Origin of the sequence: Streptococcus parasanguinis (genome assembly GCF_047463195.1) — a bacterium.
GTDB classification, from domain to species: Bacteria; Bacillota; Bacilli; order Lactobacillales; family Streptococcaceae; genus Streptococcus; species Streptococcus parasanguinis_R.
Window position 1 is genome coordinate 192,491 of sequence record NZ_JASHEI010000002.1, and the last position, 23,531, is coordinate 216,021.

Genomic DNA, 23,531 nt, shown 5'->3' on the forward strand with positions numbered 1-23,531 from the left:
ACAAACGCCTTTCGAGGCGTTTTTTGTGTTGCTTTCTTCCTATAAAGAAAACGGTTTATTTTTTTGAGTTTTAGAGCTTGCTAAAATAGAAGAAAAAAGATAAGATAGGTAAAGGTAAAAAATCCCGGGAAGGTTCTTATTTCTAGAAAGGATCCCAGCCTCTCTAAAAACAATCAGGTCCTTGCTTGAGGGTTAAATATTACTATATAGGAATTTTAGGATGAAAAAAGCGAAACAAACGTTTGAAAAAATGACCAAATATTCGATTCGAAAATTATCTGTCGGTGTTGGTCCGGTAGCCATTGGAGTCTTTTTATTAGGAGGAAGCTTGTTAGGAGCTCGTCCTGTCAAAGCAGATCAGGTGACTCTACCTGCTCATGTGCACTTAGGATATGTGACAGAAGAAGAGCTGACTGCTGAAGAAAAAGCACAGGTGATTCATGCAATCCCTGAAGCATATCAAAATGAAGATACTTTCTATCTCGTCTATAAGAAGAAGGAAGCAACTCAGTCGGTTCTTCCTCAAACAGGAAGTCAGGAAGTCGCCCTATTTGGCCTAAGTCTAGCCACAGCTTCCTTTGCGGTCCTCTTACTTTCTAAAAAGCACCGAAAGAAGGTTATGGGCGTCCTTTTGATTGGAGCCATGGGACAAAGTCTTCTACTTCCAGTTGAAGTCGCAGCCCTACAAAATCAAGTTTTGCGCGCTTATAACCAGGATCTTGCGATCGCATCGAGCGAAGATCTTGCAGATGGTGTGATTCAAATTGATGGCTATGACTATGTGGGCTATCTGCGCTACCCGTCAGTCCAAAAGACGAGCTTACGAGAGCCAAAGGCTATGCAGGAAACGAAACCTTCTGTAGAAGGAACGATCAAAACAAGTACAGGTATTCCACAAGTGGAAGCACAAGCGCGTGTGACGCCAGAAGTCGCTCCAGCCTTTCCTCAAGTTGAAAAACCAAGCCTGGAAGTCTCTACTGAGCCTGTGCCATTTGAAACCGTCAAGCAAGCTGATCCTACATTAGCCAAAGGGCAAACCAAGGTGCTGACTGCTGGTCAAAATGGGGAGCGGACCATATTGACGGAAGTGAGTGTAGTAGATGGACAAGAAGTTCGCAGAGTAGTCGAAAGCAAGGTCACCAAAGAACCAGTTTCACAAATTCTTGCTGTTGGGACAAAAGAAGATGCCCAATCAACCCCTCAACCCAGCCCTTCTCCAGTTGTAACGGCTAAGGGGACACAAGAAGAAGGCCATGTCGGCGAAGCTCCTGTTCAACCAGAGAATCAAGCCTATACAGGTGTGGTGGAAGCCAAGGGGACACAAGAAGAAGGCCATGTCGGCGAAGCTCCTGTTCAACCAGAGACTCCAGCCTATACAGGTGTGATGGAAGCTAAGGGAACACAGGAAGAAGGCCATGTCGGCGAAGCTCCTGTTCAACCAGAGAACCCAGCCTATACAGGTGTAGTAGAAGCCAAGGGAACACAGGAAGAAGGTCATGTCGGTGAAGCTCCTGTTCAACCAGAGACTCCAGCCTATACAGGTGTGGTGGAAGCTAAGGGAACGCAGGAAGAAGGCCATGTCGGCGAAGCTCCCGTTCAACCGGAGAATCCAACCTATCAAGTTACGGAAGGGACGGTAACAGAGACAGAAACGGTAATCCTTCCATATGAAACAGAGTATGTAACGGATACCAATCGTTACACCGATGAAGAAAGCCTTCTTCAGAAAGGCGAGGCTGGTAGCCAGGAGATTCGTCGTGTTTATAAGACGGTCAATGGTGAGAAGATTGGCGAGCCCGTGAGCACGACCACTGAAACGGTAAAAGCTCCTGTGACAGAAAAAATTAGTCGTGGGACTAAGGCGATTGAAGGCCAAACAGAGGATGTTTCGTTTGAAGAAATTCCATTTAAGACGGTAACCGAACAAGATGCCACCTTGCTAAAAGGAACCGAAAGGGTTTCTCAAGTCGGTAAAAATGGGAAGAAAAAAATCACCAAGGTCTATAAGACCATTAAAGATGTCAAAACAACGGATGCTCCTACAATTTCTGAAGAAGTAGTAGAACAAGCGCAAGATCAGATCATTCAACAAGGGACAAAGGAATTAGACAAGCCAACCTTGACCTTGACCAATCTTGATCAGGAAGAATTGAAGCGCAGTGCTAAAGTTACTTATCATTTGGATAAACCAGACGGTGTGACCATCAAGTCCATCCAGGCTGTATTGAAGAAGGGTGATCAAGTGGTGAAAACCTTGACCCTTTCAGAGACGGACTTGGCAGCTGCTTTAGCGGACTTGGACTACTACAAGGATTATACGCTCGCAACGACCATGGTGTATGACCGTGGAAATGGGGATGAAGAAGAAGTTCTCAAGGAAGAACCACTGAGAATTGATCTTAAAAAAGTTGAAATCAAAAACATCAAGGAAACCAGTCTGATTAGCGTGGATGACCAAGGTCTTGAGACCGATAGCAGCCTCTTGTCTGAAACACCATCAGATGTGAAGCCTTACTACTTAAAGGTCACTACCTATGATAATAAGGTTACAAAACTAGCCGTTGATAAAATTGAAGAAGTAACGGTAGATGGCGTGACCCTCTACAAAATAACAGCCAAAGCTCCTGATCTCATTCAACGGACTGCGGACAACCAGTTCAGTGAGGTCTATGTCCACTATATTGCGAAACCCAAAGCACATGAAGGTGATATCTACTACAATTTCAACGAACTTGTAAAAGCTATGCAAGCCAATCCGACTGGTACCTTTAAACTGGGTAGCAATATGAATGCGGCTAATGTCCAACCAGCAGGGAAATCCTATGTGACCAATGCCTTCAAGGGAATTTTGGAAAGTACGGATGGGAATACATTTGCCATCCATAACATTACAAGACCATTGTTTGGGAACATCGAAGGTGGCTCGGTTAAGAATCTCTTGCTTGAAAATGTCAATATCGACCTACCTGGGACAGATCGAGTAGCCCCAATCGCAGGTGTTATCAAAAATAATGCAACTGTCGAGAATGTTAAAGTAACAGGAAGTGTTGTCGGGAACAATGATGTAGCAGGAATTGTCAATAAAATTGATGGTAGTGGGAAGGTCAGCAACGTTGCCTTTATCGGTAAACTGCACGCTGCTGGGAACAAAGGTGGCTATCTAGCGGGTGTTGTTGGTGAGAACTGGAAAGGTGTCGTTGAAAAAGCTTACGTTGATGCTGAAATCACTGGTAATAAAGCCAAAGCTGCAGGTCTCGTTTATTCCTCTCAAAATGGTGGAAATAACCACACAGTAGGTAAAGAAGGGGTTCTCAGAAACTCCGTTGCTAAAGGTTCGATTGAACTAAAAGAAGCTGTTCAGTCTGGTGGATTACTAGGGACCAACTGGGCCTTGGGGACTATTGAAGACAACATCACCATGATGAAAGTCAAAACTGGTGAGATGGTCTTCGGACACTCCGATATCGACGCAGATGATTATTTCACCTATTCAAGAACCAAGCGCAATTACAGTGTGGAAGGCGTGAGTGAAGGGAAGAAATCCTTTAACAACTCCCGTAAAATCCCTAGCATCTCGCTGGCAGAAGCTGAGCAGAAAATCGAAGCAATGGGAATTACAGCTGATACATTCACCAGCAGCAAACCGATTGAAGACACGCTCAATCACCTTGTTAGCAAAGACGATCAATACAAGGCCATCACTGCTTACGATGCGACTCGTGAGCTGGCTTACCGTAATATTGCTAAATTGCAACCATTCTACAATAAAGAGTGGATTGTCGACCAAGGGAATAAATTGGCTGCGACGAGCCCTCTTTTGACCAAGGAAGTCTTGTCTGTGACCGCTATGAAGGGCAATGATTTTGTCACTGAACTAGCAGATGCTGATCACATCCTGATCCATTATGCCGATAAGACCAAAGATGTCTTTAGCATGACACCGAAAGATTCTAAAGTCAAACAAGTCAAAGAGTACAGTGTGGCGGAGCTCGGTGAAGTAGTCTACACGCCAAATATGGTGGACAAGGACCGTAGCGATCTCATCAGTGCCATCGTAGAGAAATTAAGTCCTGTAGAATTGCAATCAGATCCAATCTACACTCACTTAGGTCGAACAGGACCTAACAAAGTCAATGCCATTAAGAACCTTTACCTCGAAGAAAGTTTCCAAGAAGTCAAGGATAATCTGACTCACTTTGTCAAACAACTGGTTGAAAACCAAGACCATCAATTAAACACAGATGAGGCTGCTAAACGTGCCCTTATCAAGAAAGTTGATGACAACAAGGCGGCCGTTCTTTTAGGGCTTTCTTACCTCAATCGCTATTACGGAGTGAAGTTCGATGATGTCAATCTTAAGCAGCTCATGTTGTTCAAGCCAGACTTCTATGGGAAGAATGTTGATGTCTTAGACCGTTTGATTGAAATTGGTTCAAAAGAAGACTACATCAAAGGAACTCGTACCCATGATGCCTTCCGAGAAGTCGTTGCGAAGTCTACTCTTTCTAGCAACCTAAATGACTTCCTGAAGTACAATATGGACCTCTTTACAACTGATACAGACTTGAATGATTGGTTCATCAAAGCAACCAAAGACAATGTCTATATTGTGGAGCCTGAGACGACCAATCCAGCTTTCGCATCTGCTAAGCATAGAGCCTATGAGGGCTTAAACAATGATATTCACGGTAAAATGATCTTGCCACTCTTGAATCTTAAAGATGCGCACATGTTCTTGATTTCAACATACAATACCTTGGCCTATAGTTCCTTCGAGAAATACGGTAAAAACACTGAGGCAGAACGAAATGCCTTCAAGGCGGAAATTGACAAGGTGGCTAAAGGGCAACAGAATTACCTAGATTTCTGGTCACGTCTCGCAACGGATAAGGTTCGCAACCAGCTCCTAAAGAGCAATAATATGGTGCCGACCCCTGTCCTTGATAATCAAAACTATAAAGGCATTAGTACAGACCGTTATGGCCATACGAATAGTGGAAAAGATGTCGCTCCAATTCGTGAATTATATGGACCAACTGATCGTTACCATGCGACAGATTGGCGCATGGGAGCAACCGCTCGTGTCTATGGAAATCCTTATAAAGATGATTCGGTCTTCTTTATGGTGACGGATATGATCAGTGACTTTGGGATTTCTGCTTTTACCCATGAAACGACGCACGTCAATGACCGCATGGTTTACTTAGGTGGTTGGAGACATCGCGAAGGAACCGATATCGAAGCCTTTGCCCAAGGCATGCTCCAAACACCATCAGTATCCAATCCAAATGGGGAATACAAGGCCTTGGGTCTCAACATGGCCTATGAACGTCCAAATGATGGAAACCAATGGTACAATACCAATCCAAATGATCTCACTTCACGCGAGGAGATTGATCGGTACATGAAAGGCTATAACGACACCCTCATGCTTCTGGATTACCTGGAAGGAGAGGCTGTCCTCAATAAAGGCAGTCAAGCATTAAACAATGCTTGGTTCAAGAAGGTTGATAAGCAATACCGAGGGGCTAATACCAAAAATCAATTTGATAAGGTGCGTCCTTTGAGTGATGAGGAAAAAGCCATCACCTTACATTCAGTAGATGATCTCATCACCAACAACTTCATGACCAATCGTGGTCCTGGAAATGGTGTCTATAATCCATCAGACTTTGGCTCAGCCTATGTGACGGTGCCGATGATGACAGGGATCTATGGTGGAAACACCAGTGAAGGGGCTCCTGGAGCCATGTCCTTCAAACACAATACCTTTAGACTCTGGGGCTACTATGGTTATGAAAAAGGCTTCTTAGGCTATGCTTCAAACAAGTATAAACAAGAATCCAAACAAGCAGGTCATGCGACTTTAGGGGATGATTACATCATTCAAAAGATTTCTGATGGAACATTCAGTACCCTTGAAGACTGGAAGAAAGCATACTTCAACGAAGTGGTGACCAGTGCTAAAAATGGACTTCAGGCTATTGAAGTTGATGGGACTACTTATAGCACTTATGATGACTTAAAACAAGCCTTTGCAACTGCGGTTGAAAAAGATCAGGCCAGCTTGAAGAATGGTTCTGTCAAATTTGACAATACCCTTGCCTTGAAAGAAAAAATCTTTAAGAAATTACTGCAACAAACAGACAGTTTCAAAACGTCTATCTTTAAATAATCGAATTCTCTCATCTGCTGAGCAGGTGAGAGTTTTTTAGAAGAAAAAATGAATAGAGGTGGACAAAGTGTCTAAAAATTAAAAGGAATCAATCGTAGGTCGGAAAAATTATCATATTAAAAAAATAACGTAATTTAACAAAAACGCTTTCTTTTCTAGGAAATATTTGACTATTATATCTTTTAGGAGTAAACTAAGGAGGTAAAATATATAAAAGGAGAATTCATCATGAATTTAACATTTTTAGGTCTTTGTTTAGCCTGCTTTGGTGTATCACTGGCAGAAGGTTTGATGATGAGCAGCCTATTGAAATCTGCGTCTCGTCAACCAGAAATTATTGGTCAATTGCGTAGCCTCTTGATTCTTGGTGTTGCCTTTGTCGAAGGTACTTTCTTCGTAACCTTGGTTATGGCCTTCATTATCAAATAAGCACTTCTATTTTAGAAAAGGAGGTGTCAAAACTTGGAAGAAAGTATCACTCCAACGATAACTCTTGGACCTGTAACTTTTAATTTGACCCTACTTGCTATGACCTTGATTGCTGTTTTGGTGGTTTTTGGCTTTATTTATTGGGCCAGCCGTAAAATGACGATCCGACCAAAGGGCAAACAAAATGTGCTGGAATACGCATATGACTTTGTCGTAGGCTTCACCAAAGGAAATATTGGGGAACATTATATAAAGGACTATTCCTTGTTCTTGTTTGTTCTTTTCCTATTTCTTTTAGTGGCCAATAACATTGGATTGATGGCTAAAATCGAAACGACCAATGGTTACAATTTGTGGACATCACCAACCGCTAACCTGGGTTATGACTTTGCCTTTTCATTTTTGATCACCTTAATCGCCCATGTAGAAGGAATTCGCCGACGTGGTGTGAAGGAATATTTAAAGGCTTTTGTGACACCTGGATTTATGACCCCCATGAATATTTTGGAAGAATTAACGAACTTTGCCTCCTTGGCACTTCGGATCTTCGGAAATATCTTTGCGGGTGAGGTATTAGCAAGCTTGCTCGTGAACTTATCACACCAAGCTTTCTATTGGTATCCATTTGCCTTTATTGGTAGCATGGCATGGACTGCATTTTCAATTTTTATTTCATGTATCCAAGCCTATGTGTTTACCATGTTGTCATCAATCTATATTGGTAAGAAAATTAATGGCGAAGAGTAAGTAGAGGAGGAGTAGAAGAATGCATGTATCAATGAGTGAAATTATTGGTAACTTTATTCTCATTGCTGGTTCCTTCCTATTATTAATCTTTTTAATAAAGAAATTTGCATGGAACAATATCAATGGAATTTTAGAAGCGCGTGCCAAAAAGATTACAGATGATATTGATGGAGCAGAATCAGCTCGTCAAAAAGCTGAGGAACTAGCAAGTAAACGTGAAGAAGAGTTGGCAGGTAGCCGCAAAGAAGCTGCGTCTATCGTCGAAAATGCAAAGGAAACTGCAGAAAAGAATAAATCTCAGATCCTTTCAGAAGCCACTCAAGAAGCAGTACGTTTGAAAGAAAAAGCGCAACAAGAAATTGCGCATAACAAAGAAGAAGCATTGAACAGTATCAAAGGTGATGTGGCAGATCTCACTGTCAATCTTGCCAGCAAATTGTTGAGCCAACAGCTGGATGCTGAAGGTCAACGCCAACTGATCGATCGCTATCTTGATGAATTAGGAGAAGCCTAATGGACAAAAAGCAACTGATGGTGATTGAGAAATATACCCAGCCTTTTGTTCAATTGGTCTTTGAAAAAGGAGAACAAGACCTAGTCTTTGAAAAATTGACTCAAATCAAGGCTATTTTTGAAGAGACTGGACTTGCTAACTTCTTAGCTCATATCGGTGTAGAGGATGAAGAGAAAGCAAAAAGTCTAAGACTTTTTCAACCCTCTGATTCACAATTACTCGACCATTTGATTGAAGTGGTTATTCTCAATCATCGTGAAGCCTTATTTTATGACATTGTAACGATTTGTTTGGATCAGATTCAACTGTTGAGCAACGCATTTGTCGTCACTGTTACGACAGTTGCTGGTTTGGATCCTGTTCAAGAGCAAAAGCTAGTACCCATTATCGAAAGAAAATTTGGGATTCAAGTTCGCTCGATCCAACAAAAGATCGATCCAGATTTAATTGGTGGCTTTGTCGTGACAGCCAATCATAAAACGTTGGATACCAGTCTCAAACACCAATTGCAAGTTATAAAATCTAAATTGAAATAGAAAGTGGTGTGAATTTTGGCGATTAACGCACAAGAAATCAGCGCTTTAATTAAGCAACAAATTGAAAATTTCAAGCCAAACTTTGACGTCACTGAGACAGGTGTTGTAACCTACATTGGTGACGGGATTGCCCGCGCTCATGGGCTTGAAAATGCCATGAGTGGTGAGTTGTTAATCTTTGAAAATGGCTCATACGGGATGGCCCAAAACTTAGAAACAACGGATGTCGGGATCATCATCTTGGGTGATTTCACGGATATTCGTGAAGGAGACTCTGTCCGTCGTACAGGTAAAATCATGGAAGTCCCTGCAGGGGATGCCTTGATTGGTCGGGTTGTCAACCCACTTGGCCAACCAGTAGATGGTTTGGGTGAGATTGTGACAGATAAATTCCGTCCAGTTGAAACACCAGCTCCTGGTGTTATGCAACGGAAATCTGTCTCAGAACCCCTACAAACTGGTTTGAAAGCCATTGATGCCCTTGTTCCAATTGGACGCGGTCAACGGGAATTGATCATCGGGGACCGTCAAACAGGGAAAACTTCGATTGCCATCGATACCATTTTGAACCAAAAGGGTCAAGACATGATCTGTATCTATGTGGCGATTGGTCAAAAAGAATCAACAGTTCGTACGCAAGTAGAAACTCTCCGTAAATACGGAGCTATGGATTATACGATTGTGGTAACCGCTTCGGCTTCTCAACCGTCTCCATTGCTTTATTTGGCCCCTTATGCTGGGGTTGCCATGGCAGAAGAGTTCATGTATAACGGTAAACATGTTTTGATCGTCTATGATGATTTGTCAAAACAAGCCGTAGCTTACCGTGAATTGTCCCTTCTTCTCCGTCGTCCACCAGGACGTGAAGCCTTCCCAGGGGATGTCTTCTATCTCCACAGCCGTTTGTTGGAACGTTCTGCGAAAGTTTCGGATGAATTGGGTGGGGGTTCTATTACAGCTCTTCCAATCATTGAAACCCAAGCAGGGGACATCTCCGCTTATATCGCAACCAATGTGATTTCGATCACAGACGGACAAATCTTCTTGCAAGATAGTTTGTTTAATGCCGGTATTCGTCCAGCCATTGATGCCGGATCTTCTGTTTCCCGGGTTGGTGGATCTGCTCAAATCAAGGCTATGAAGAAGGTTGCTGGTACCCTTCGTATCGACCTCGCTTCCTACCGTGAGTTGGAAGCCTTCACGAAATTTGGTAGTGATTTGGATGCGGCCACTCAAGCGAAATTGAACCGTGGTCGTCGGACAGTGGAAGTCTTGAAACAACCTGTTCATGAACCATTGACAGTTGAAAAACAAGTCGTGATCTTGTATGCCTTGACTCATGGTTTCTTAGATAGTGTTCCAGTAGACGATATTCTTCGTTTCCAAGAAGAGTTGTTTGATTACTTTGAAGCACATTTTAATCAAATCTTTGAGACGATTCGTTCGACACATGATCTTCCAGCAGAAGAAGAACTGGATGCAGCCCTTACAGAATTTGTCAACCAGTCAAATTTCAAATAGAAATAGGAGTGGAAGATGGCAGTTTCATTAAATGATATAAAAAATAAAATTGCATCCACTAAAAATACTAGTCAAATTACCAATGCCATGCAGATGGTGTCTGCTGCTAAACTCGGAAAATCGGAGCAAGCAGCCAAGGATTTTCAGGTTTATGCTGCTAAGGTACGTAAGTTACTAACAGACTTGCTCCATGGACATGAAACAGAAAATGCTAAGTCCCATCCCATGTTGGTGAGTCGGCCGGTAAAAAAGACAGCTTATATCGTGATTACATCCGATCGTGGTTTGGTCGGAGGCTACAATGCCTCCATACTTAAAACCATGATGGAAATGAAGGCAGAATACCATCCAATTGGAGATGACTTTGAAGTGATCTGTATTGGAAGTGTCGGGGCGGATTTCTTCCGTGCCCGTGGGATTCAGCCGGTTTATGAATTGCGTGGTTTGCCTGATCAACCTAGCTTTAAGGAAGTTCGTACGATCATTTCGAAAACAGTCCAAATGTATCAGGAAGGCTTGTTTGATGAGTTGTACGTCTGTTACAACCATCACGTCAACAGTTTGACTAGTCAAATGCGGGTAGAACAGATGCTTCCGATTATTGATTTGGACCCCAATGAAGCAGATGAGGATTATGTATTGAATCTAGAATTGGAATCTAGTCGAGATGCCATTTTGGATCAATTGCTCCCTCAATTTGCTGAAAGCATGATCTATGGTGCCATTATTGATGCTAAAACAGCTGAAAATGCTGCGGGGATGATGGCCATGCAAACTGCAACAGACAATGCCAAGAAAGTCATTGATGAATTAACGATTCAATACAACCGTGCTCGTCAAGCAGCGATTACACAAGAAATTACTGAAATCGTTGCTGGTGCTAGCGCCCTTGAATAGTTGTCGGATACAATTTTATATACAAAAACAGATGCTCGAAAGAGAACTTTTGAGCAGTAGAAATTACTTAGAATAGGAGAATGACATGAGTTTAGGCAAAATTTCTCAGGTCGTAGGTCCCGTCGTAGACGTTGCCTTTTCCGTTGGAGATAAACTTCCTGAGATCAATAATGCGCTTGTAGTCTATAAAAATGACCAACAAAAATCAAAAGTCGTTCTTGAAGTAGCTTTGGAACTTGGTGATGGGGTCGTACGGACCATTGCCATGGAATCAACTGATGGTTTAACACGTGGAATGGAAGTCTTGGACACTGGTCGTCCAATCTCTGTTCCTGTCGGAAAAGAAACCTTGGGACGTGTCTTCAATGTTCTTGGAGATACCATTGACTTGGATCAACCTTTTGCTGAGGATGCTCCTCGTGACTCCATCCACAAAAAAGCTCCATCCTTTGACGAGCTCTCTACTTCAGAAGAAATTCTTGAAACAGGGATCAAGGTTATTGACCTCTTAGCCCCTTATTTGAAAGGTGGGAAGGTCGGACTCTTCGGTGGTGCCGGAGTTGGGAAGACCGTCTTGATTCAAGAATTAATCCATAATATTGCCCAAGAACACGGTGGTATTTCTGTATTTACCGGTGTTGGGGAACGGACACGTGAAGGGAATGACCTTTACTGGGAAATGAAAGAATCTGGCGTTATTGAAAAAACAGCCATGGTCTTTGGACAAATGAATGAGCCACCTGGAGCACGGATGCGTGTTGCTTTGACTGGTTTGACCATTGCGGAATACTTCCGTGATGTCGAAGGTCAGGACGTTCTCTTGTTTATCGACAATATCTTCCGTTTCACTCAAGCCGGATCTGAAGTATCAGCCCTTTTGGGACGGATGCCATCAGCCGTTGGTTACCAACCTACTTTGGCAACTGAAATGGGTCAATTGCAAGAACGGATTACGTCAACGAAGAAAGGTTCTGTTACATCGATCCAAGCCATCTATGTGCCAGCCGATGACTATACAGACCCAGCGCCAGCAACCGCTTTTGCTCACTTGGATTCAACCACCAACTTGGAACGTAAATTGGTACAATTGGGGATCTACCCTGCGGTGGATCCATTGGCATCAAGCTCACGTGCCCTTTCTCCAGAAATCGTAGGAGAAGAACACTATGCAGTAGCTTCTGAAGTCAAACGCGTCCTTCAACGTTACCATGAATTGCAAGATATCATTGCTATCTTGGGGATGGATGAATTGTCTGACGAAGAAAAGACCTTGGTTGCTCGTGCTCGCCGGATCCAATTCTTCTTGTCACAAAACTTCAACGTTGCGGAACAATTTACAGGTCAACCTGGTTCTTATGTACCAGTTGGAGAAACTGTTCGTGGCTTTAAAGAAATTTTGGATGGGAAATATGACCATCTTCCTGAAGATGCCTTCCGTGGTGTTGGATCGATCGAAGATGTGATCGCCAAAGCTGAAAAAATGGGATTCTAAGAAGAGGTGAAAGATGAGTCAAATGAACGTCCAAATCGTTACACCGGATGGACTGGTTTATGATCATCATGCCGCATTTGTATCTGTCAAGACAATTGATGGTGAATTAGGGATTTTACCTCATCATATCAATACCATTGCGGTTTTGGCTGTAGACCAAGTAAAGGTTCGTCGTGTCGACGATGACAAACATATTGATTGGATTGCAGTCAATGGTGGGATTATCGAAGTAGCTGATAATGTCATTACCATTGTTGCCGATTCTGCCGAACGTGCTCGAGATATCGACATTAGTCGTGCAGAACGTGCCAAACTGCGAGCTGAAAAAGCGATTGAAGAAGCCAAAGATCAGCATTCGGTTGATATGGAACGTCGTGCTAAAATTGCTCTTCAACGCGCCATTAACCGGATTAATGTCGGAAATCGTTTATAAGATATTCAAAATAAGGTGGAGGTTTTGTCCTCACCTTATTTTTGTTGGGAGAGAATCAAAAGAAGAAAGTACGGACCAAATATGGTATAATAGCTGTATGATTCAAATGATTTTTAATCTTTCAAGCCATCTATTGTTTATCTTTTTTGCCTATTACCTATTGATGAACTTGGTTCAATGGGAAAAGTTTTTAAAAGTAAGTGCTGAAAATGCAGTTAAAATCCGTTTTTTGATCTTGATGATCAGCGTTGGAATAGGCTATCTAGCAAGCTCATTTTTTATCAGTGTCTATGAGATGAGTCGGCAGATTTTTATTGGCCAATTCTAGCCACATTTTATAAAAAATATGGTATGATAGAAAGCGTGACTTTAAGAAATTGGAGAACAATCCCGTATGGAAAAAATAATCGTTAATGGTGGTCATAATCGACTGGTTGGAACCGTCAAAATCGAAGGAGCAAAAAATGCTGTCCTTCCTCTTCTTGCTGCAACAGTTCTAGCAAGCGAGGGCGTGACAACCTTGAAAAATGTACCTGTTTTATCAGATGTCTTTACAATGAACAATGTTGTTCGTGGGTTGAATGCACAAGTAACCTTCAATGAAGAAGACAATACGGTTGTCGTAGATGCGCAAGCAAAATTATCAGAGGAAGCACCTTATAAGTATGTGAGCAAGATGCGGGCTTCTATCGTTGTCCTAGGTCCTGTCTTGGCACGCAATGGCCATGCCAAAGTTTCCATGCCTGGAGGCTGTACGATCGGTAGTCGTCCGATTGACCTCCACCTGAAAGGTCTGGAAGCTATGGGGGCTGAAATTACCCAAACAGCCGGCTATATTGAAGCAAAAGCAGATCGTCTCAAGGGTGCACACATCTATATGGACTTCCCATCAGTAGGGGCGACACAAAATATTATGATGGCGGCAACCTTGGCAGATGGAGTCACGGTGATTGAAAATGCAGCTCGGGAACCTGAAATTGTTGACCTAGCTCTCTTGCTGAATAAAATGGGGGCTAATGTTAAGGGGGCAGGAACTGAGACCTTGACCATTGTTGGTGTGGAGAGCTTGCATGGGGCAAACCACAATGTTGTGCAAGACCGCATCGAGGCCGGAACCTTTATGATTGGGGCAGCCATGACTGGTGGAGATGTCTTGATCGAAGATGCCATTTGGGAACACAACCGTCCGCTTCTATCTAAGATGCAGGAGATGGGTGTAACGGTAACCGAAGAAGAAAATGGCATTCGGATTCAGTCGGATATCAGTAAGCTCCGTCCAGTGACCGTTAAAACTCTTCCCTACCCAGGATTCCCAACCGATATGCAGGCTCAATTCACAGCCTTGATGGCCATGGCTAAAGGTGAGTCTACCATGATTGAAACGGTCTTTGAGAATCGCTTCCAGCATTTGGAAGAAATGCGTCGGATGGGCGTTCACTCGGATATTATGCGGGATACAGCTCGTATCGTTGGAGGGGAAAGCTTCCAAGGTGCAGAGGTCATGTCGACAGATTTACGAGCAAGTGCAACCTTGGTCTTGATGGGCTTGGTAGCAGAAGGAGAGACGAAAGTCAGCAAATTAAGTCACTTAGATCGTGGTTATTATCAATTCCATGAGAAATTAGTGGCACTAGGTGCAGACGTGAAACGTGTAGAGGAAGAAGACGATGAAAACTAATCTTCGCTATGTTGGAAAACAGCTAGGAATTGTCCTCCTGTTGGCTGTGATTGGAATCATCATTTTTGCAGTTGGTTTGGTCATTGGTTATGGAGTGATTGGAGATGGAAAAAATCCATGGTCCATTCTCTCTCCGGACACTTGGTCAGAGATCATTGGAAAACTAACAGGCAAATAAGCTTTTAACTAAAATTGAGTAAAAAGGAGAGCAGCGAATCGAGTCAGTGACCCATCTAGCGCTGCTCTTTTTTGGAGAGATGTATGGCAAAACAAACAGTAAGCAAACGAACCAAACAAACCCTAGCAGGTTTTGTGGTGGCAACGGCCCTAGCTATTGGGGGCTATTATTTCAATCAACCGACGGTAAAAGAAGCGACAGATCAGGTTGTTTCGGTGGTGACTAGTAGCCAACAAGAAACACCTAGTAAAGAGTTAGCTAGCTCTGTACTAACGAAATCTGCTCGTTCACAATTAGGAAATGACTTGGAATGGAATGGTGCTGGAGCCTTTGTAGTTAAGGGAAATCGAACAGATCTGGATGCCAGTGTGGCTAGTCAACCCTATGCGGATAACAAGACAAAAGAAGTCAATGGAAAGACTGTGCCTACGGTTGCCAATGCCATCATGACCAAAGCGACTCGCCAGTACAGAGATCGGGAGGCAACAGGAAGTGGTCTAACCGATTGGAAACCAGCAGGTTGGCACCAGGTCCACAATCTGTCCGGTGAGTATGACCATGCTGTGGATCGGGGCCACCTATTGGGCTACGCCTTGATCGGCAATCTCAAAGGTTTCGATGCTTCGACGAGCAATCCCAAAAATATCGCTGTACAAACGGCTTGGTCCAATCAAGCCAATGACCCTCATTCTACCGGTCAAAACTACTACGAGACCCTGGTTCGAAAAGCACTGGATAAGAACAAGAGGATCCGCTATCGAGTAACCTTGATCTACAACCAACCAGAAGATTTGATTCCGTTAGGTTCTCATATCGAAGCCAAATCGAGTGATGGGAGCCTTGAGTTCAATGTCTTTGTTCCCAATGTTCAAAGTGGGATTAGCCTGGATTACCAGACAGGAAAAGTAACCGTTCATCAATAAGCCAGAAAGCATGGCTATTTAAGTTTTTTTTAAGAATGGAGTGTTACAATGGCATACCTTCTTTAAGAGAAAGGAGAATGTATGAGAACCATTTTTCGATTTTTCAGAGGAATCCTTCGCATGGCTTGGAGTCTTTTTTGGGGATTTTTCTGGACCATTGCCATCAGTTTTCTCGTCCTAGTGGGGATCATCTATTTCACAGATTCTCCTAGTTCTGGTATGGATGGATTTGGACGAGCTGCCCAAAAGGTTGTCTATCAAGTCGGCAATTTATTTGGTGATCAGGGCTTTGCATCGCGCTTTGGGATGACACCTAGCTCACAGACCACGCAGACGGACAATCATGAGCATAGTGGCGCTCGCTGGGAAAAAGCGGAAGCCACGGTCTATTTGGATCCCAATATCAATCAAACCTTTATAAAAGCTTATCGGGATGCTATTGAGGCTTGGAACCAAACAGGCGCCTTTACCTTCAAGCTGGTTACAAATGAAAAAGAAGCTAATGTGGTCTTGACGGAAATGGATAACGCATCGGTTTCTGCTGCTGGAGAGACTGCCTCTCAGACTAACCTCTTAACCAACCGCTTCACCCACATCACAGTGCGTCTCAATCGCCATTATCTTTTAAATTATGTCTATAACTATAGTTATGATCGGATTGTCAATACAGCTGAGCATGAGCTAGGCCATGCGATAGGGCTGGACCACACTGATGGAGAATCGGTCATGCAACCGGCTGGTTCCTTCTACAGTATTCAGGATACAGATGTGGAAGCAGTTCGACAATTGTATAAGGAAGAATAAGTTTTAAAATACTTTCTAAAAGTTCTGAGCCTCAAGGGGCTCAGGATTTTTTTGATGGCTCGTCTTTTCTTGTTTAATCCGTAAAAAGATAGTAAAATAGGGACATGATTATTTTACAAGCCAACAAAATTGAACGCTCTTTTGCAGGGGAGGTTCTTTTTGATCATATTAGCCTGCAGGTGGATGAACGGGACCGGATTGCCCTGGTCGGAAAGAACGGAGCAGGCAAGTCTACGCTCTTGAAAATCTTGGTGGGAGAAGAAGAACCAACTTCAGGAGAAATCAATAAAAAGCGGGATCTTTCTCTCTCCTATCTGGCCCAGGATAGCCGCTTTGAGTCGTCCAATACCATCTACGATGAGATGCTTCATGTCTTTGACGACCTCCGTAAAACGGAGAAAACTTTGCGGCAGATGGAGCTTGAGATGGGGGAAAAAACTGGGGCTGACTTAGAAAAGCTCATGCAGGATTATGACCGTTTATCGGAAGAATTCCGTCAAGCTGGTGGCTTTACCTATGAGGCAGATATCCGCGCTATTCTTAACGGCTTCAAGTTCGATGAGTCCATGTGGCAGATGAAGATTGAAGAGCTGTCTGGTGGGCAAAATACCCGTCTCGCTCTGGCCAAGATGCTCTTGGAAAAGCCAAATCTCTTGGTGTTGGATGAGCCAACCAACCACTTGGATATTGAGACCATCGCCTGGTTGGAAAATTACTTGGTTAATTATAGCGGAGCTCTTCTCATTGTCAGCCACGACCGGTATTTCCTAGACAAGGTCGCCACCATTACACTGGACTTGACCAAGCATTCCTTGGACCGCTATGTCGGCAATTACTCCAGCTTTGTCGAGCAAAAAGAACAAAAATTGCTGACCGAAGCCAAGAACTACGAGAAGCAACAAAAAGAAATAGCTGCTCTCGAAGACTTTGTTAATCGTAATTTGGTGAGGGCGTCGACTACCAAGCGAGCCCAGTCTCGACGCAAGCAGTTGGAAAAAATGGAGCGTCTAGACAAGCCTGAAGCTGGGACCAAGTCTGCCCATATGACCTTCCATTCCGATAAGACCTCGGGAAATGTCGTCTTAACAGTAGAAGAGGCAACCGTCGGCTATGACGATCAAATCCTGTCAGAGCCTATTAATCTGGACATCCGCAAGATGAATGCGGTCGCTATTGTGGGACCAAATGGGATCGGGAAATCGACCTTAATCAAGTCTATTGTCGGACAGATTCCTTTTATCAAGGGTGAAGCTCGTTTTGGGGCCAATGTCGAGGTGGGCTACTATGATCAGACCCAAAGTAAACTGACGCCTCACAACAGTGTCTTGGATGAGCTCTGGAATGACTTTAAACTGACGCCAGAAGTGGAAATTCGCAATCGCCTGGGAGCCTTTCTTTTCTCTGGGGATGATGTCAAGAAAACCGTCGGCATGCTGTCGGGTGGAGAGCGTGCCCGCTTACTTCTAGCCAAGCTGTCTATGGAAAATAACAATTTCTTGATTCTCGATGAGCCAACCAACCACTTGGACATCGATAGCAAGGAAGTGCTGGAGAATGCCTTAATTGATTTTGACGGCACCTTGCTCTTTGTCAGCCACGACCGTTACTTTATCAATCGGGTAGCCACACAAGTTTTGGAACTCTCAGAAGAAGGCTCAACTCTTTATCTAGGAGACTACGACTATTATCTGGAGAAGAAAGCAGAGTTAGAGGCCCTTGCTGCAGCACAAGCAGAGGCTGTGCCTGTTTCTTCGACCGAAGAAGTCACCAGCAATGATTATCACTTGCAGAAACAAAACCAGAAGGAACTCCGTAAAATCACCCGTCGCATTGAGCAATTGGAAGCAGAGATGGAAGAGCTGGATCAAAAAATCCAAGACATCACTGAAACCATGCATAGCACCAACGATGCAGCTGACTTGGTTCAACTCCAGAGCGAGCTGGATCAACTAACTGTCCAGCAGGAAGCGGTCATGGAAGAGTGGGCAGAACTGTCAGAGCAGGTGGAATAGATGGAAGATCTTGGAAAAGTTTTTCGTGAATTTCGAATCAGTAAGAATTATTCGTTGAAAGAAGCTGCAGGCCATCAATGAACCCGGCGAACTCATGGAGAGCCAGTAGCAAATCGACCAGCTGACTGTCGCCCAAGAAGAAGCCATGCTAGAATGGGAAGAACTAGCGCAGTAAGTATAGTTTTCTAATTTGTATAAGGAGAACATTATGGCGACTGAAAATGATTGGTTTATGAAGCAGGTTAAAGGTGTAGCCGACATGATTGGTACAACTTTGCGCCTACAGATTCAGAATTTAGATTTGGGGCAGTATGAGGATGAGGAAGGGAGACTCATCAACGGGGCTCACTATCTTCAGCAAGTTCTAGAAGAGCAGCGCTTTGCAGAGGCCATTTCTTTTGTTGAAGAGCAGATGAAACGCCTACCTCTTCATCAGTATGATCTATTGGTTGATTGGCTGATTTCCTACCTAAGACAATTAGATGTTTCCGTGAAAGAAGATCAAGGATTCTACGAAGGGTACTTGCAAGAGTTAGAAAGGCACTTAAAGGAATTTAAGTGGTAATCAAATGGAAGATTTAGGCAAAGTTTTTCGTGAATTTCGAATTAGTAAAAATTATTCATTGAAAGAAGCTGCAGGAGAAGCTTGCTCGACCTCCCAATTATCCCGTTTTGAATTGGGGGAGTCAGATCTGGCTGCTTCGCGCTTCTTTGACATTTTGGACAATATCCATGTGACGATAGAGAATTTTATGGATAAGGCCAGAAATTTTCAACACCATGAGCATGTCGCTTTGATGGCTCAGATTATTCCGCTTTACTACTCAAATGATATTGCAGGTTTTCAGAAGCTTCAAGAAGAGGAACTTGAAAAGGCTAAAGGTTCGACCAATCCCCTCTATTTTGAGCTGAACTGGATCCTGCTACAAGGCCTGATTTGCCAGAGAGATGCCAGCTACACGATGAAGCAACGTGATCTGGATAAGGTGGCGGATTACCTCTTTCAAACGGAAGAGTGGACCATGTATGAATTGATCCTCTTTGGCAATCTCTATAGCTTTTATGAGGTGGACTATGTTTCTCGCCTTGGGAGAGAAGTGATGGAGCGCGAGGATTTCTACAAAGAAATTGGTCGCCATCGAAAACTGGTCTTAATTCTAGCCCTGAATTGTTACCAGCATTGTTTAGAACACCGTTATTTTGAAAATGCCAGCTATTTTGAAGCCTATGTAGAAAAGATTATCGGGAAGAGCATCAAGCTCTACGAACGCAATATCTTTCATTATCTCAAGGGATTTGCTCTGTATCAGAAGGGCAGAAAAGAAGAAGGGCAGAAGCAAATGCAGGAAGCCATGCATATCTTTGATGTACTGGGACTGCCAGAGCAGGTAGCCTATTATCAAGAACACTTTGATAAAATTGTAAATCATTATTTTTCCCAAATAGGGGACAAAATGAAAACCTCTTTCATGAACTGATACAATAGTTTCAGAAAATGAAGGAGGTTTTTTATGAATCGACATGCTATCCAGTTGATTGCTCGTGGAGCGATCAATCGAATGGGAAATATGCTCTATGATTACGGGAATAGTGTCTGGCTGGCCTCGATGGGGACGGTAGGAAAGACGGTATTAGGGATTTATCAGATTTCTGAACTTGTCACCTCCATTCTAGTCAATCCATTTGGAGGCGTGATCTCAGACCGTTTTTCCCGTCGCAAGATTTTGATGACAACCGACTTGGTTTGTGGTCTCCTTTGTTTGGGCATTTCTTTTATTACGAATGATAGCTTGATGATTGCGGCCCTGATTTTTGCCAATATTGTCCAGGCCATTGCCTTTGCATTTTCTCGTACGGCCAACAAAGCTATTATCACAGAAGTTGTAGAGAAAGAAGAGATTGTGACCTATAATGCTCGCTTGGAGTTGGTCTTACAAGTGGTGGGTGTTAGCTCTCCTGTGCTCTCTTTCCTTGTTTTACAATTTGCCAGTCTCCATGTGACCCTCTTACTGGATGCGCTGACCTTTTTCATCGCCTTTGTCCTAGTGGCATTCCTTCCGAAAGAAGAAGCCAAAGTTCAAGAAAAGAAACGGTTCACAGGAAAAGATATTTTTTCGGATATCAAGGATGGACTGCACTATATCTGGCATCAGAAAGAGATTTTCTTCCTCCTCTTGGTGGCTTCCAGCGTCAATTTCTTTTTTGCAGCCTTTGAATTTTTACTTCCCTTTTCCAATCGACTTTACGGGGTCAAGGGGGCTTATGCGACCATCTTAACCTTGGGGGCTATCGGTTCCATCATCGGAGCCTTGATTGCTAATAAATTTAAGTCAAGCATGGAGATGCTTCTCTTCTTATTGATTTTAACAGGAGTGGGAGTGTTCATGATGGGCTTGCCTCTTCCTCACCTTCTTTCCTATTCTGGAAATTTGGTCTGTGAACTCTTTATGACGATTTTTAATATTCACTTTTTTACCCAAGTGCAAACCAAGGTGGAAGGAGACTACCTGGGCAGGGTCTTAAGCACCATTTTTACCTTGGCCATTCTCTTTATGCCTGTGGCTAAAGGCTTGATGACCTGGTTACCAAGCGTCCGAGTAGAATCCTTTCTCCTGATCGGAGCTGGTGTCATTCTCTTTTCACTCTTAGCTCAAGTAGTCGCCAAGCACCTACAAGCAAAAAATCATTAGAACAACATGAAAAAAGCACCGAATGGTGCTTTTTTAGTTGTTATTTTTTTCTTCTATTTTAACTTCTTTCTTTTCTTCCTCCAGTTGCTTTTGAGTGCTCTTGAGTTCTTTTTTTAGGGAGAAGCCCTTTGAAAAATTAACCAAGGTCATGACAAATGCACCCAAGAGGACACAGAGCAAGATCAGAATGATCAAGGGCAATTTAAATTGGACCAAGAGGAAATTCACAGTGACTGATTGCATGTTTGCAAGGGAAATACCAGCAATCAATAAAATTAAAAGTAATAAAGCAATGTAGTGTAGATTATTTTTGTTCATCATTATCTCCTTATTGTTCAGTCGGTGCCTTGCTTTTCACATCAGCGTATTCTTCCGGCTGCTCTAGGCTTAGAATCTCCTCATAAGCCGGTAGGGAAAGGTCCGTGCCATATTTATTTTTTAAGGCAGTGCTCACCAAGCGATAGGCCAAATTGGCATTTCGGGACAAGATAGGACCGTGGAAGTAGCTCCCAAAGACGTTCTTGTAATGAACCCCTTCGCAACCATCTTCTTTGTTGTTCCCATTTCCGTAGACGACCTTACCTAGCGGTTTTTCATCCTCAGCCAGGAAGGTCCGACCTTGGTGGTTCTCAAAACCATAATAGGTTTCGTTAAATTCTGCGTTATGGATTTTGATATCACCGATATAGCGGTTGTTGACTTGGTTGAGCGTATAGTGGCCCATAATACCAAGTCCCTCAATACGTTTGCCAGAAGCTTCAATGTAGTACTGACCCAGAAGCTGAAAGCCACCACAGATAGCAAGGACCACACCATCGTCATGAATGAAGCGTTCAAGATCTTCTTTTTTATCTGGTAGATCTTCTGATACAATGGTCTGTTCGTAGTCTTGGCCGCCACCGAAAAAGGCGATATCATAGGCATCAGGGTCGAACCGGTCTTTGAGAGAGACGATATCCACTGTGACATGGGCTCCAAGTTTTTCAGCAACGTACTTGAGCATGAGGATATTTCCATTGTCTCCGTAGGTATTCATTAAGTTGCCGTAGAGATGGGCAATGCGCAGGCTGTATGGATACTGTGCCTGATCAGAAGATTCTAGAGAAGTATAAGTCATTAGTGCATCTCCTTTTCAATCAGGTGTTCTTGGGCCAAGAGTTCACGGAATTCAAGCATGGCCGTATAAGTGGCTAAGATATAGGCGTGAGGGGTTTCCTGTTGCTGGATGCGTTGGAAGACCTCTTTTAATTCAGCCATTTCTGTGATCTTTTCAGCCGGATAGCCAGTGACCCGAAGTCGCCGAGCAATCTCAGAGTGGCGCACCCCACCAGCATTGATTTCTGGAATATCCATCTGGGTGATTTGCTCAAAGTCCGCATCCCAAATCCAGCTGGTGTCGATCCCATCCGCATAATTCGCATTGAGGAGGACTGATAAGCTAAAGGAATAAGGAGCTAGTTTGATCATTTCAATAGCTTGGGTCGCACCAACTGGATTCTTAATCAAAACCAAGGTACATTCCTTATCCCCAATCTTAAAGGTTTCCTGGCGACCAAAGACAGCGCGACTGCGATCAAATCCTTGCTTAATCACTTCAGGTTGAACCCCAAAGAATCCAGCAACGGAAACAGCTGCTAAGGCATTATAGATGTTGTAGAGACCGCCGATATTGATGTGGTAGTCTTGGCCTTGAATCCGGAATTGGGAAGAGCGATGGGTTAAAGACAGTAAGTCGGACACGGCATAAGTCAGAGGGGGCCGGTGGAACCCACAGTGTTCACAAACATAGTCGCCAAGGTTAGCATAGGTATTGAGCTTGTACTTGAGAATGTTGTGGCAATGCGGGCAGAGGATTCCTTCCGTATTGTAATGGGCTAGTTGTGGCTCTGATTTGTCTGTATCAAATCCATAATACTGGATTTGATTGGATAAGGTCTGACTATTAAAGAGAGGACTATCTCCATTTAACAGAACCGTGGCAGTTGGGACCTTATGAATGGCATCCAAAATCATCTGGTAAGTTGTATAGATCTCTCCATAGCGGTCCATCTGGTCCCGGAAAATATTGGTGACCACAAACAGGCTGGGCTTAATATAATCACAAATCCGAGAGAGGCTAGCCTCGTCAATTTCAAGTACCGCAATCGGTCGATTTGATTTCGAATGCTTAGCCCGTAAGAAGGTCGTTGTAATCCCAGAGATCATATTGGCCCCACTTGGATTGGTTAAAATAGGTCCAAAAGCTTCTTGGAGAATACCTACGGTTAGCGCAGTGGTTAGGGTTTTCCCATTTGTCCCTGTAATCACAACAATCTCATAGTTTTTTGCCAGTTGACTGAGTATATCTTTATCAAATTTGAGGGCTACTTTACCTGGTAGGGTTGATCCCCGCCCCATTTTTTTTAGAATAGAGCCGGAAAGCTTTCCTGCCAGAAGGCCCAAGGTTGTATTTATCTTCATAAATCATATTTTATCATAAAAAGCATCAGAAGGTTACAGAAA

21 protein-coding genes and 1 pseudogene are annotated in these 23,531 nt (G+C 43.4%); 19 read left to right on the top strand and 3 right to left on the bottom strand.

All coding sequences use genetic code 11. The annotated features are described in order from the left end of the window. Positions 1-220: 220 nt before the first annotated feature. From QM870_RS02480 to QM870_RS02570, 19 genes and pseudogenes are all read left to right on the top strand, one after another. Positions 221-6,175 carry a ZmpA/ZmpB/ZmpC family metallo-endopeptidase gene (locus QM870_RS02480; RefSeq protein WP_414368472.1) on the top strand — a complete coding sequence of 1,985 codons (5,955 nt, stop codon included), beginning with the start codon at positions 221-223 and terminating at the stop codon, positions 6,173-6,175. Between the two features lie 228 nt (positions 6,176-6,403). Continuing rightward, positions 6,404-6,604: a F0F1 ATP synthase subunit C gene (locus tag QM870_RS02485; protein ID WP_003006433.1), complete on the top strand. Its 201-nt coding sequence runs from the start codon at positions 6,404-6,406 to the stop codon at positions 6,602-6,604. 33 nt (positions 6,605-6,637) lie between these two features. Further along, the gene (gene atpB / locus QM870_RS02490) at positions 6,638-7,351 is read left to right on the top strand and encodes a F0F1 ATP synthase subunit A (RefSeq protein WP_004219958.1); all 714 of its coding nucleotides are present in this window, start codon (positions 6,638-6,640) and stop codon (positions 7,349-7,351) included. 19 nt (positions 7,352-7,370) lie between these two features. Beyond that, positions 7,371-7,865, top strand: coding sequence for a F0F1 ATP synthase subunit B (gene atpF, locus QM870_RS02495; RefSeq protein WP_004219970.1), 495 nt, complete (start codon positions 7,371-7,373; stop codon positions 7,863-7,865). Further along, positions 7,865-8,401, top strand: a complete 537-nt coding sequence (locus QM870_RS02500) for a F0F1 ATP synthase subunit delta (protein ID WP_118228341.1) — start codon at positions 7,865-7,867, stop codon at positions 8,399-8,401. The genes atpF and QM870_RS02500 overlap by 1 nt, the downstream gene beginning before the upstream one ends. Positions 8,402-8,416: 15 nt before the next feature. Beyond that, positions 8,417-9,922, top strand: coding sequence for a F0F1 ATP synthase subunit alpha (gene atpA / locus QM870_RS02505; RefSeq protein WP_414368475.1), 1,506 nt, complete (start codon positions 8,417-8,419; stop codon positions 9,920-9,922). A gap of 15 nt (positions 9,923-9,937) precedes the next feature. After that, positions 9,938-10,819 (top strand): F0F1 ATP synthase subunit gamma, encoded by an 882-nt coding sequence (locus QM870_RS02510; protein ID WP_004219777.1) that lies wholly within the window; start codon positions 9,938-9,940, stop codon positions 10,817-10,819. 85 nt (positions 10,820-10,904) lie between these two features. Continuing rightward, positions 10,905-12,311 carry a F0F1 ATP synthase subunit beta gene (gene atpD / locus QM870_RS02515; protein WP_003006453.1) on the top strand — a complete coding sequence of 469 codons (1,407 nt, stop codon included), beginning with the start codon at positions 10,905-10,907 and terminating at the stop codon, positions 12,309-12,311. A 13-nt stretch (positions 12,312-12,324) separates the two neighbouring features. Continuing rightward, positions 12,325-12,744, top strand: coding sequence for a F0F1 ATP synthase subunit epsilon (locus QM870_RS02520; protein WP_003002471.1), 420 nt, complete (start codon positions 12,325-12,327; stop codon positions 12,742-12,744). 97 nt (positions 12,745-12,841) lie between these two features. Then, positions 12,842-13,072, top strand: coding sequence for a DUF1146 family protein (locus tag QM870_RS02525; protein ID WP_003006458.1), 231 nt, complete (start codon positions 12,842-12,844; stop codon positions 13,070-13,072). 66 nt (positions 13,073-13,138) lie between these two features. Beyond that, positions 13,139-14,422: a UDP-N-acetylglucosamine 1-carboxyvinyltransferase gene (gene murA, locus QM870_RS02530; protein WP_049474821.1), complete on the top strand. Its 1,284-nt coding sequence runs from the start codon at positions 13,139-13,141 to the stop codon at positions 14,420-14,422. Beyond that, positions 14,412-14,600, top strand: a complete 189-nt coding sequence (locus tag QM870_RS02535; protein WP_003006464.1) for a DNA-directed RNA polymerase subunit beta — start codon at positions 14,412-14,414, stop codon at positions 14,598-14,600. Before murA ends, QM870_RS02535 begins: the two co-directional genes overlap by 11 nt. 83 nt (positions 14,601-14,683) lie before the next feature. Beyond that, positions 14,684-15,523 carry a DNA/RNA non-specific endonuclease gene (locus QM870_RS02540; RefSeq protein WP_414368478.1) on the top strand — a complete coding sequence of 280 codons (840 nt, stop codon included), beginning with the start codon at positions 14,684-14,686 and terminating at the stop codon, positions 15,521-15,523. An 81-nt stretch (positions 15,524-15,604) separates the two neighbouring features. Further along, a complete protein-coding gene (locus QM870_RS02545; RefSeq protein WP_223325364.1) occupies positions 15,605-16,327 on the top strand; it encodes a M57 family metalloprotease in 723 nt (240 codons plus the stop codon). Positions 16,328-16,431: 104 nt separating this feature from the next. Beyond that, the gene (locus tag QM870_RS02550; RefSeq protein WP_195915431.1) at positions 16,432-18,339 is read left to right on the top strand and encodes an ABC-F family ATP-binding cassette domain-containing protein; all 1,908 of its coding nucleotides are present in this window, start codon (positions 16,432-16,434) and stop codon (positions 18,337-18,339) included. 76 nt (positions 18,340-18,415) lie between these two features. After that, a pseudogene (locus QM870_RS02555) lies at positions 18,416-18,514 on the top strand (ATP-binding cassette domain-containing protein); the annotation flags it as partial. A gap of 33 nt (positions 18,515-18,547) precedes the next feature. Further along, on the top strand, positions 18,548-18,904 hold the full coding sequence (locus QM870_RS02560; protein WP_041826267.1) for a hypothetical protein: 357 nt from the start codon (positions 18,548-18,550) through the stop codon (positions 18,902-18,904). Positions 18,905-18,908: 4 nt separating this feature from the next. After that, positions 18,909-19,817, top strand: a complete 909-nt coding sequence (locus tag QM870_RS02565) for an XRE/MutR family transcriptional regulator (protein ID WP_414368481.1) — start codon at positions 18,909-18,911, stop codon at positions 19,815-19,817. Between the two features lie 33 nt (positions 19,818-19,850). Next, on the top strand, positions 19,851-21,029 hold the full coding sequence (locus QM870_RS02570; RefSeq protein WP_414368483.1) for an MFS transporter: 1,179 nt from the start codon (positions 19,851-19,853) through the stop codon (positions 21,027-21,029). Between the two features lie 33 nt (positions 21,030-21,062). Here the strand turns inward: QM870_RS02570 and QM870_RS02575 are convergent, their stop codons facing one another. From QM870_RS02575 to murT, 3 genes are read right to left on the bottom strand one after another with little or no spacing between them, the layout of a single operon-like run. Further along, positions 21,063-21,347 carry a lipopolysaccharide assembly protein LapA domain-containing protein gene (locus QM870_RS02575; RefSeq protein WP_024056107.1) on the bottom strand — a complete coding sequence of 95 codons (285 nt, stop codon included), beginning with the start codon at positions 21,345-21,347 and terminating at the stop codon, positions 21,063-21,065. 10 nt (positions 21,348-21,357) lie between these two features. Further along, entirely contained in the window at positions 21,358-22,146 is a 789-nt protein-coding gene (gatD, locus tag QM870_RS02580; RefSeq protein WP_368404009.1) for a lipid II isoglutaminyl synthase subunit GatD, read from the bottom strand. Continuing rightward, entirely contained in the window at positions 22,146-23,489 is a 1,344-nt protein-coding gene (murT, locus tag QM870_RS02585) for a lipid II isoglutaminyl synthase subunit MurT (protein WP_414368485.1), read from the bottom strand. The genes gatD and murT overlap by 1 nt, the downstream gene beginning before the upstream one ends. Positions 23,490-23,531 lie beyond the last annotated feature (42 nt).

Bases quoted from the DNA above. Each gene is read 5' to 3' on its own strand.
- QM870_RS02520 (WP_003002471.1), top strand. From the start codon at position 12,325: ATGAGTCAAATGAACGTCCAAATCGTTACACCGGATGGACTGGTTTAT.
- QM870_RS02510 (WP_004219777.1), top strand. From the start codon at position 9,938: ATGGCAGTTTCATTAAATGATATAAAAAATAAAATTGCATCCACTAAA.
- QM870_RS02500 (WP_118228341.1), top strand. From the start codon at position 7,865: ATGGACAAAAAGCAACTGATGGTGATTGAGAAATATACCCAGCCTTTT.
- QM870_RS02575 (WP_024056107.1), bottom strand. From the start codon at position 21,347: ATGAACAAAAATAATCTACACTACATTGCTTTATTACTTTTAATTTTA.
- atpF (WP_004219970.1), top strand. From the start codon at position 7,371: ATGCATGTATCAATGAGTGAAATTATTGGTAACTTTATTCTCATTGCT.
- QM870_RS02560 (WP_041826267.1), top strand. From the start codon at position 18,548: ATGGCGACTGAAAATGATTGGTTTATGAAGCAGGTTAAAGGTGTAGCC.
- QM870_RS02525 (WP_003006458.1), top strand. From the start codon at position 12,842: ATGATTCAAATGATTTTTAATCTTTCAAGCCATCTATTGTTTATCTTT.
- QM870_RS02565 (WP_414368481.1), top strand. From the start codon at position 18,909: ATGGAAGATTTAGGCAAAGTTTTTCGTGAATTTCGAATTAGTAAAAAT.
- QM870_RS02540 (WP_414368478.1), top strand. From the start codon at position 14,684: ATGGCAAAACAAACAGTAAGCAAACGAACCAAACAAACCCTAGCAGGT.
- murA (WP_049474821.1), top strand. From the start codon at position 13,139: ATGGAAAAAATAATCGTTAATGGTGGTCATAATCGACTGGTTGGAACC.
- QM870_RS02535 (WP_003006464.1), top strand. From the start codon at position 14,412: ATGAAAACTAATCTTCGCTATGTTGGAAAACAGCTAGGAATTGTCCTC.
- QM870_RS02545 (WP_223325364.1), top strand. From the start codon at position 15,605: ATGAGAACCATTTTTCGATTTTTCAGAGGAATCCTTCGCATGGCTTGG.
- murT (WP_414368485.1), bottom strand. From the start codon at position 23,489: ATGAAGATAAATACAACCTTGGGCCTTCTGGCAGGAAAGCTTTCCGGC.
- gatD (WP_368404009.1), bottom strand. From the start codon at position 22,146: ATGACTTATACTTCTCTAGAATCTTCTGATCAGGCACAGTATCCATAC.
- QM870_RS02480 (WP_414368472.1), top strand. From the start codon at position 221: ATGAAAAAAGCGAAACAAACGTTTGAAAAAATGACCAAATATTCGATT.
- QM870_RS02485 (WP_003006433.1), top strand. From the start codon at position 6,404: ATGAATTTAACATTTTTAGGTCTTTGTTTAGCCTGCTTTGGTGTATCA.
- QM870_RS02550 (WP_195915431.1), top strand. From the start codon at position 16,432: ATGATTATTTTACAAGCCAACAAAATTGAACGCTCTTTTGCAGGGGAG.
- atpD (WP_003006453.1), top strand. From the start codon at position 10,905: ATGAGTTTAGGCAAAATTTCTCAGGTCGTAGGTCCCGTCGTAGACGTT.
- QM870_RS02570 (WP_414368483.1), top strand. From the start codon at position 19,851: ATGAATCGACATGCTATCCAGTTGATTGCTCGTGGAGCGATCAATCGA.